The organism is Halalkalibacterium halodurans (genome assembly GCF_004376175.1).
Classification (GTDB): Bacteria; Bacillota; Bacilli; order Bacillales; family Bacillaceae_D; genus Halalkalibacterium; species Halalkalibacterium halodurans.
This window is the reverse complement of sequence record NZ_SNUY01000099.1, coordinates 1-8,896: the sequence shown is the minus strand read 5'-3', so window position 1 is coordinate 8,896 and position 8,896 is coordinate 1. Positions and strand designations below refer to the sequence as shown.

The 8,896-nt window shown below is 44.4% G+C and carries 7 protein-coding genes; 6 read left to right on the top strand and 1 reads right to left on the bottom strand.

Going from position 1 to position 8,896, the window contains the following annotated elements; genetic code table 11:
* Positions 1-208 precede the first annotated feature (208 nt).
* The 6 genes from E2L07_RS19460 (at position 209) to E2L07_RS19435 (ending at position 8,330) form a co-directional block, all read left to right on the top strand.
* Positions 209-2,719 (top strand): M14 family metallopeptidase, encoded by a 2,511-nt coding sequence (locus tag E2L07_RS19460; RefSeq protein ID WP_134230414.1) that lies wholly within the window; start codon positions 209-211, stop codon positions 2,717-2,719.
* 26 nt (positions 2,720-2,745) lie between these two features.
* Positions 2,746-3,048 carry a hypothetical protein gene (locus tag E2L07_RS19455; RefSeq protein WP_134230413.1) on the top strand — a complete coding sequence of 101 codons (303 nt, stop codon included), beginning with the start codon at positions 2,746-2,748 and terminating at the stop codon, positions 3,046-3,048.
* A 180-nt stretch (positions 3,049-3,228) separates the two neighbouring features.
* The gene (gene pgmB / locus E2L07_RS19450; RefSeq protein ID WP_134230412.1) at positions 3,229-3,909 is read left to right on the top strand and encodes a beta-phosphoglucomutase; all 681 of its coding nucleotides are present in this window, start codon (positions 3,229-3,231) and stop codon (positions 3,907-3,909) included.
* 137 nt (positions 3,910-4,046) lie between these two features.
* On the top strand, positions 4,047-5,726 hold the full coding sequence (locus tag E2L07_RS19445; RefSeq protein ID WP_053430020.1) for a methyl-accepting chemotaxis protein: 1,680 nt from the start codon (positions 4,047-4,049) through the stop codon (positions 5,724-5,726).
* A gap of 179 nt (positions 5,727-5,905) precedes the next feature.
* On the top strand, positions 5,906-7,306 hold the full coding sequence (locus E2L07_RS19440; protein WP_010899986.1) for a M28 family peptidase: 1,401 nt from the start codon (positions 5,906-5,908) through the stop codon (positions 7,304-7,306).
* Positions 7,307-7,703: 397 nt separating this feature from the next.
* A complete protein-coding gene (locus tag E2L07_RS19435; protein ID WP_010899985.1) occupies positions 7,704-8,330 on the top strand; it encodes an FMN-dependent NADH-azoreductase in 627 nt (208 codons plus the stop codon).
* A gap of 237 nt (positions 8,331-8,567) precedes the next feature.
* Here E2L07_RS19435 and E2L07_RS21790 read toward each other — a convergent pair whose 3' ends face one another.
* Positions 8,568-8,807 carry a VanZ family protein gene (locus tag E2L07_RS21790; RefSeq protein ID WP_420897822.1) on the bottom strand — a complete coding sequence of 80 codons (240 nt, stop codon included), beginning with the start codon at positions 8,805-8,807 and terminating at the stop codon, positions 8,568-8,570.
* Positions 8,808-8,896 lie beyond the last annotated feature (89 nt).

The window sequence follows — 8,896 nt, the reverse complement described above, 5'->3', positions numbered from 1 at the left end:
CACTGAAAGACTTGAAAGGCTTTTAAAAGCCCTAAGATTCTTAACAGAGGAGAACCCTAACATTCTGAATTCGCTTACACCTATGAGAATGGAAAATATTCCTCCCACAAAAGGTTGACACAATCTTCATTCATTCCTCACTGTGAGGGACAGGTCGAATTATGCTAAAGTGTATCTATAAAGCTCAAAAACTGTCAGGGAGGAAAACATGAGAACTCATCGATGGACGCTTTGGCTCCTATTGATCTTATTTTTCATCGCGTTGCCACAGGTAACGTATGTGACCGAAGCGAAGCAGCAGACAGAGGTCGCTGACCAAGAGCAGGAACTTCAGGTAGACCGGACGCTACTCTCGCTTACGGAGGAACGAGAGGTGAAGGTTTCATTTTCGATACCTGATCATCTCGAGTTGGATGATTTTGTTTGGACGTTTGGTGGCAAGGCATTAGAAGATTGGAAGAGTTGGGATGGGGAATCAAGAGATTTTTCTGGAGACTCTTTTATTACGTTTACGAAAGAACCTACGATCGATCGGAAAACAAACGATGTGCATGCCACGCTCTATTTCAGTTTGCCGTTCGGAACCGATGATTTGTCGCCACGAACGATCCGCGTTCGTTATCCTGAATTAATGGGTGAGTATGATCTTGCTGTGACACATCCTTCGTCGGGATTTTCGCTTTCCCAAAGCATGTCACTCAAAGTATATGACGAGTTTCTCACCTATGAGGAGATCAAACCGGCCATCGATGAAGTACTTCAAGATGCACCGGAGGATCGCTATTTGGAGTATCAGTCTCTCGGGAAGTCTGTGGAAGGAAGGGATCTTCATTTTGTCGTTCTTGCCAAGGATGAAGAGGCTGTTCATCGCTATTTGAATGAGACGCTTCCTACAGCGCTCGAACAACCGGAACGTTTACTAGAAACATTAGAGGATGGGACACTTGAAGACTATCAAGTACCGATCTGGTTTAATAACATACATCCTGATGAAGTAGAAGGAATTGACGCTCAGATGGAGGTTTTTCGAACGTTAGCGTTGGAGGATCAAGTCACGTTTCATACCGAGGATGAAGATGGTCACAGAAAAGAGGTCACTTTTGATGTGGAGGACGCGTTAAACCATGTTATTTTCCTGTTTCATTTTACCCATAATCCTGATGGACGGGTGGCTAACACGAGGGAAAATGCAAATGGTTTTGATCTAAATCGTGACAATGCCTACCAGACGCAGCCCGAAACGATTCAAGTCAATGAACATATCGGAAAATGGACGCCGCTGTCATTCATTGACCTACACGGGTATGTGGAAGGATTCCTTATTGAGCCAGCGACACCCCCTCATAATCCGAACTTTGAATACGATTTGCTCGTGGATTCAATGATCGGTCAAGCGCATGCAATGGGCAGGGCAGGAATTGGAAGCTCTACGCTAGATTCCTATTTCATTCCCCTGCTCGATTGGGAGAATGGCTGGGATGATATGAGCCCAGCGTATACGGCCATGTTCGCTATGCTTCACGGTGCGATCGCACATACAGTGGAGGTGCCAACGTTAAGTCAAAATTCTTACCGTGCCATGGTCGGTTTAAGTTATGGTGCCATCGACTATGTTCTAACAAATAAAGATGCCCTCTTTCAACATCAGCTCGAGCTTTTTGCCCGAGGGGTCCGCGGTGAGGATCATCGAAGTGTGGATGAGTGGTTTGTTAATCAAGAGGGTGACGTGATTGGACGTCAACGGGGTGCACATGATTCATTCTTTCCTGATTATTATGTATTGCCAATCGGAGCTGCTCAAAAAAACGAGTTGGAAGCGAAGCGAATGGTTGAGTATTTTCTTCGAAATGGCATTCAAGTAGAGCAAACAACCAGTCCAGTTGCAGTCAATGGTGTGACGTATGAGCAAGGAACGTACGTTATACCGATGGCGCAAGCAAAGCGGGGATTTGTTAACGCGATGCTCTACTCTGGAGCGGATCTTTCGGACTGGACCGCCATGTATGATTCGGTGGTTGTAAACTTCCCAGCACTACGGGGATTTGATGTGGTTGAGGTAAGGCAAAAAGATGCTTTTAAAGGTGAAGCGGAGCCTGTCCAAGAGGTAGAATGGACTTCACTAGCTGTACATGGGAAAAACAGCTATTACGTTGTCGCCAATTCTAACAACGAAGCCATCCAACTCGTGAATCAATTGCTAAAGGCGGGTAAACCTGTCTATGTCGCAGCAAAATCGCATAGAACAGTTGAAGAGGGTGACTTTATCGTTAGGTCAAGAGATTTACAAGCTCCGCTCAAAAACACACACGTAGATGCGACTCCGCTACACAACAAGTCCTCTGTACACGTGAAGCGCCTTTCACAGCCGAAAGTAGCGGTCGTCGGCTCTGCACAAACTAGGTACGTAATCGAACAGCTCGGGTTTCCTATCGTCTCTACAGATGAGGCGGATGTGATCGTAGATGATCTGGGGAACTTTAATCGCAAAGAAGCGAGTGGAAAAATGTATGTAGGGATTGGGGGCCGCTCCTTGCAAGCGATTGAAGAAGCGAACGTCCTGAAAGGTTTTGCTACAGGGAGCACGGAATTGAATCATGAAGGACTACTGGAAGCAGTCATGGAAAAAATCGTTACACAGCGGGCTATGAAAAGGAAGAAGCTTTATATGTCACAACAGGTTCGTGGATCGCTGAGCTTCCCGATAAGGCTACAATCTTAACGACTGTGGCTGATCGCGATGACTTTTTGATCTCTGGATGGTGGCCAGAGCATGAAAAAGCGCGAGGACAAGTGATTGCAGCTTCCATTGAGATGAACGAAACTGATTACGTTTTGTTTGCGAATGATTTGACGTTTCGAGCCCATCCGCAGCACAGTTATCGGCTGTTAGCTAATAGCCTGTTTGCAGCAAAGGAGAGCTGTACGGCACCGTTGCTTCGCATGCGTCCCTTTGAGGTGACACAGTCTGACACGAAAGGAGAAAAACAACTCGGAGGATGTTCAACAAAGCCGAAGAAGCTGAAGCCGCTCGTTCCGGTTAGTGATTAATAAGTACGCCCTACTTTCTGTTTGGAAGTGGGCGTTTTTTTACTTTATAGAAGAAAAAGCATAAGTCGGCAGAGGCTCGGCAATCACCGGTACTTTACCTATGAGAATAACAGGGGACTTGGTATAATAAAGAAAAGCACTGCTGCTGAGTCAGCAGTTTTTTCATGGGGAGTGTAGTTAATGGATTGTCCTTTTGAAGCTGTTATTTTTGATATGGATGGGGTAATTGCGGATACCGTCGGATTGCACTATGAAGCCAATCAACATATTGCAAAAAAATTGAGCGTTACGTTCTCAGAAGAAATGAATCAATCGCTTCAAGGGCTAAGCCGTGAGAAAACCGTTCGTGCCATTTGTGATTTGACAGGTGAGGAGGTCAGCGACGAGCAGGTGAAACAGCTGTCAGAGTTGCGAAATGAACAGTATCAGCGCTTAATAGCCGAGTTAACACCAGCCGACGCTCTCCCAGGCATTTACTCATTCATTCGTGAATTGAAAGAAAAAAAAGTTTCAATCGCACTTGCGTCGGCAAGTACGAACGCCCCTCGAGTATTAAGTAGGTTGCAATTGATCGATGCGTTCGATGTGATCGTCGATGTTCAAAAGGTAAGGAGAGGGAAGCCTGACCCGGAGATCTTTTTAACGGCAGCCCAATTACTAGGTGTGTCATCCAATCGTTGTGTCGCAATTGAAGACGGGGAAGCAGGCCTAACCGGTATTTTGCAAACCGAAATGTTCGCTGTAGGAGTAGGAACCCATTTAGCAATGAAAAAAGCCCACTGGCAAGTAGCATCAACTGAGGAGTTATCCTTAAAAAGTCTTATAAATGCTGTTAGGATGAAGAGAAAAAAGGATTTTTGATATTGGACGATTGTCCTATTCTTCTGCAAATGCTATAATAATAGCAGCTCTATGAAATGGATCAAAATGAAAACGATGCCATGTTTCAGGGTGCTAACATATAATAGCGTTCAAGGCTGGGAGAAGAGGTGTCAATCATGAAAAGTATTCGTGGCAAGGTCCTGCTCGGTTTTTCGATCGTTGTCCTCCTTTTCATCGTGTATTCTGCATATAGTTATTTTAATATTCAAAAAACAACTCAAAATATTGAACGGGTTACAGAGGAGCGATTCCCTTTAGTCGTAGTCAAAGGAGAATTGGTATCTAATGTTCAGGAAAGGTTATCTTTGGCGCAAGGTTACTTGCTAACAGGGAATCAAAACTATGCTCGTACATTTGAAGAATTGACTGAAGCAAGTCAAGAGATCGAAGAGCAGTTAGCCACTCTTTCTGAGGATCCCGTACTAGATGAATATTTGAAAATAAACGAAAACTGGTCGGCACTTATTGTAGATGAGGTCTTCCCTTCTTATGTAGATGGAGAAATTAGCCAGGCAAGTCGGATCATGAGCTCCCAAGGAACGCCAATGGCCATGTCGTTAATTACATATTTGCAAGATACAGCGAGTCAAGAGCGAGAGACGATGGGGAGTCAATTAAAGGAAGCCCAAAATTTAGGGCTCGAGTTACAGCGTTCAGTGATTGTCGCCACCCTTGTGACAATGCTTGGAAGCGTGATGGTCGCCCTCATGATTGCTAGAATTATCACCAAACCGATCCATTCCCTTTTAGGCCAAGTAAGTCAAATTGCCAAAGGGGATTTATCTGGTGAGGATATTAATGTGAAAAGCAAAGATGAGATTGGCCAATTGGCAAAAGCATTTGATGAGATGAAAAGTCATTTACGATCTCTCATCGGTAAAACGAAAGAAATGTCCGATCAAGTAACGGCAACCGCTCAAGAACTGTCAGCGAGCTCGCAAGAATCCGTGACCGTAACGAATCAAGTGGCGACTACAATTCAGGATGTATCGGAGCAATCGATGGATACGGTTGATCGGGCGAAAGCAAGCGTGATCGCTGCAAAAGAAATGAGCGCAGGTGTCGAGCGGATAACGTTCGCCACGGCTGACGTTAGTATAAAAGCCGATGAGGCCGCCTCCCATGCGGAAGATGGTGAGCGATCGATTGAACGAGCGATAGAGCAAATGGATACGGCCCAGCACTCGGTTCAACAGTCGGCAACCTTTATTAAACAACTAGGGGAACGCTCATCAGAGATCGGCTCCATTCTAGAATTAATTCACTCCATTGCTGAGCAAACAAACCTTCTTGCATTAAATGCAGCAATCGAAGCGGCCCGTGCTGGTGAGCATGGAAAGGGATTTGCAGTTGTCGCCGACGAAGTAAGGAAGCTTGCGGAAGAGTCGGGACGGTCGGCTAACCAAATTAGCAAAATGTTAGCCACGATTCAGCAAGATACGGAGAAAGCGATTCAAGAAATGGACAAAGGCCAAGTTGAAGTGGAAAAAGGAACAAAAGTTGTTGGCGACGCTGGAGCTACCTTTGCAAAAATTACTGCGTCCATTGCTGCGGTGAATGAGCAAATGCTGGACGTTTCCACAGCAACACAACAAATTGCTCGAAACACAATCGAGTTAAGCGACTCGATTCAAAACATGGAGCAAGCCTCGATGCAAAATGCCGATCACTCGCAAACTGTTGCGGCAAGTACAGAGGAACAGTTGTCTTCCATGGAGGAAATCGCCTATTCGGCCGAACAACTTAGCAACCTAGCAGCTGGTCTTCAAGAAGAAATCAATCGATTCAAATTGTAGGAGATAACCCCCTTTCGGTGCAGAACGGCCAAAGGGGGTTTTATCATGAATTATCTATTAACAAAAATTATCATTTTACAGTAAATTAGGATCATTTTACACCATATGAAAGGGTTTGCTCATCGGTCTATGGAATTTCTCGTATATACATATGCGAGATTAATAGGAGGGTTATGACGATGAGAAAACAGATACTTGTTGCTGCAATGTCAGCAGTTATCGTGGCGGGGAGTGTGTTTATTCCAGGGGCGGCTTCTCCATTTTCAACGGCTAAAACTGTGATGGCAGCTGAAAAGAATCATGCGCCATTTGATCAAAAGATCGTGAAACGGTTTAATGCTGACAACGCCTATGACCATATTTATCATTTGAGTGAAACGATCGGACCAAGGGTAGCCGGTAGTCAAGAAGAAAAGGAAGGGGCTGCTTATTTACAAGCCGAGTTTTCGCAGCTCGGATATGATGTAGATGTCCAAACCTTCTCCATTCCGGATCGCCTCTTCGGCTCATTAACGGTGAACGGGGAAGACATTCCAATCCGCCCATCTACGGGTTCTTCACCAACGCCTGAAGGTGGACTCACAGCTCCACTTTATGATGCGGGACTAGGATATCCAGAAGACTTCACTGAGGAGGCAGAGGGGAAGGTGGCCCTCATTTCTCGTGGTGGGTTTACGTTTGCTGAAAAAGCTCAAAATGCGGTAGACGCAGGGGCGGTCGCTGTCATTATCTACAACAATGTGGAGAGCTTAGTCCCTCTCACCCCAAGCTTAGGCGGGTCGACAATTTCTGTTCCTGTCGTTGGTACGAGCAAGGAAAGTGGCGCCTATTTGTTAGAGCAAGAGGAAGTAACGTTAGAGCTTCAAGCGCTGACCAATCAGACCTCACAGAATGTCATCGCCGTGAGAAAGCCACACAAAAAGATCAAAAATCCTGAAATCGTGTACGTCACTGCACATTATGACAGTGTGCCTTTAGCACCTGGGGCAAACGATAATGCGTCAGGAACAGGTGTGATGCTTGAACTAGCACGTGTGTTAAAAAGCTATCCCCTCGATAAGGAGCTACGCTTTATCGGATTTGGCGCAGAGGAAATTGGTCTAGTCGGTGCCCGCTATTATGTCGCTCAGCTGTCTAGTGATGAGATTGAGCGTAGTGTTGCTAACTTTAACATGGATATGGTCGGGACAAGCTGGGAGCCTGCTTCTAAGCTTTTTGTCAACGTAACAGACGGCTCACCGAACATTGTGTGGCAAATAAGCTCAAAAGTGGCAGAACGACTAGGGCATGAACCTCTTTTATTAAATCAAGGCGGGTCATCTGACCATGTCGCCTTCCATGAAGTGGGGATCGAATCGGCTAATTTCATCCGTCGTGAACCTGGGACAGGTGCTCTTGAGCCTTGGTATCATACACCGTTTGATACAGTTGAAAACATCAGTGTGGAGCGGCTTCAAGAAGCTGGTGAAATCGTTGGTGCCTCTGTGTATGAGCTCGTGCGTAAAGAGACAAACCGAAAAAATAAGCAAAACAAAGCACAATCCATTCAACCGACAGACATTTACTCCTCCTTACAGTAACCATGAACCGTTTGCATAAGTCCCCTCTCCCTTTCCCCCTCTTTTAATAAATCGTCCTTGGCGCTCTGTCTGTGCCAAGGCTTTTCTTTTTTGTCTACCGAAACACGGGGCGATTTCCCAAGTTCGCTCTACAACCAGTCATGATCGGCTCACAAGTTCATCGTGATTCCTTCATCCCTCCAGTTGCTACGTTTTTTTATTCTGTTGGACATTCTTTTTGGCTCTTCGACAAAACCTTTCTTTTTTCTCCCTCTTTCGATTAGATCAAAAGTCCCTTTTTGTCTTTTTGACGTTTTTTAATTGACAAACAAATAAGATGTAACTATACTTTTAAAAGTAAACTTATTAAACACAAAACGATAAAAAGTAGTTTAAAAGGAATAGGAGGAAATTTTTAATGTCTAAGGTATTATTTGTAAAAGGTAATCCTCGCTCTGTTGATGAGTCTGTAAGTGTGAAAATGTATCAAACGTTTGTTGACACATACAAAGAAGCGAATCCTAATGACGAAGTGATCGAGCTTGATATTTATAACGAACAGCTTCCATACTTGGATTCTACGATGTTAGCCGGGATCTTTAAGGCAGGCCAGCAGTTGGAGTTAACAGCTGAGGAAGAAGAGGCGCGCAAAGTCGCGGATCGCTATTTAACGCAGTTTGTAGAGGCAGACAAAGTAGTATTCGCCTTCCCGTTATGGAACTTTACGATTCCTGCCGCTCTTCATACGTACATGGACTACCTTGCCCGTGCGGGAGTCACGTTCAATTATACAGCAGAAGGCCCAGTTGGCCTCATGGGTGATAAAAAGGTAGCCTTGCTAAATGCACGTGGCGGTTACTATTCAGAAGGACCTGCTGCACAACTTGAAATGTCTTTAAATTACATGAAAACAATGGTAGGGTTCTTTGGCGTTCAAGATCCAGTCACTGTTGTGATCGAAGGCCATAATGCGGTTCCTGATCAAGCGGAAGAAATTATCAACAAAGGGCTAGAAGAAGTGAAAAAAGTAGCACAAAGCTTCTAAACGTTTTTAAAAGACGAAATAGGTCTAAACATAAAAAACAGGTGACCATTCTTTTTGATGGTTACCTGTTTTTGTGTTTGATTAATATGAGTTTGATAGCATGTTCTCTGCACATGAAAAATAAAACTTCAAGAGTATCTTGTGATGGAAAAAATCTCAAATCGTTAAAGATAGAGCTTGGCCGTAACGAAAGGAGATCTTACCAATGAGTGACAACAGTAAGAAACTACATCGTGTTCATCCTAAAGTATAGCCGGGAGATTGTTTGTGGTTAGCTGGAGCTTTTGAAAATGTTATTAACTTATATCCACCATAACCAATTACTCCACCTGCTGTATTTAGCAATATATCGTCTATATTAGGTATACCTACCCCAAAAAGAAATTGTAAGAATTCAATTATTATTGACGCAGCCATTACTATTAAGCCAACTAGATAAGATGATGTACGATAGTTTGTGTAAAGGCGTTGAATCAAAAAAAGAGGTAGGGTACCCTCTAGTTAACCGCTAAACCAACTGAGAGGAGAGGCCCTACCTATGAGTACTAGTATAGGACAAAGTACAT

Coding starts and splice junctions, on each gene's coding strand:
- E2L07_RS19460 (WP_134230414.1), top strand. CDS start 209: ATGAGAACTCATCGATGGACGCTTTGGCTCCTATTGATCTTATTTTTC.
- pgmB (WP_134230412.1), top strand. CDS start 3,229: ATGGATTGTCCTTTTGAAGCTGTTATTTTTGATATGGATGGGGTAATT.
- E2L07_RS19445 (WP_053430020.1), top strand. CDS start 4,047: ATGAAAAGTATTCGTGGCAAGGTCCTGCTCGGTTTTTCGATCGTTGTC.
- E2L07_RS19435 (WP_010899985.1), top strand. CDS start 7,704: ATGTCTAAGGTATTATTTGTAAAAGGTAATCCTCGCTCTGTTGATGAG.
- E2L07_RS19440 (WP_010899986.1), top strand. CDS start 5,906: ATGAGAAAACAGATACTTGTTGCTGCAATGTCAGCAGTTATCGTGGCG.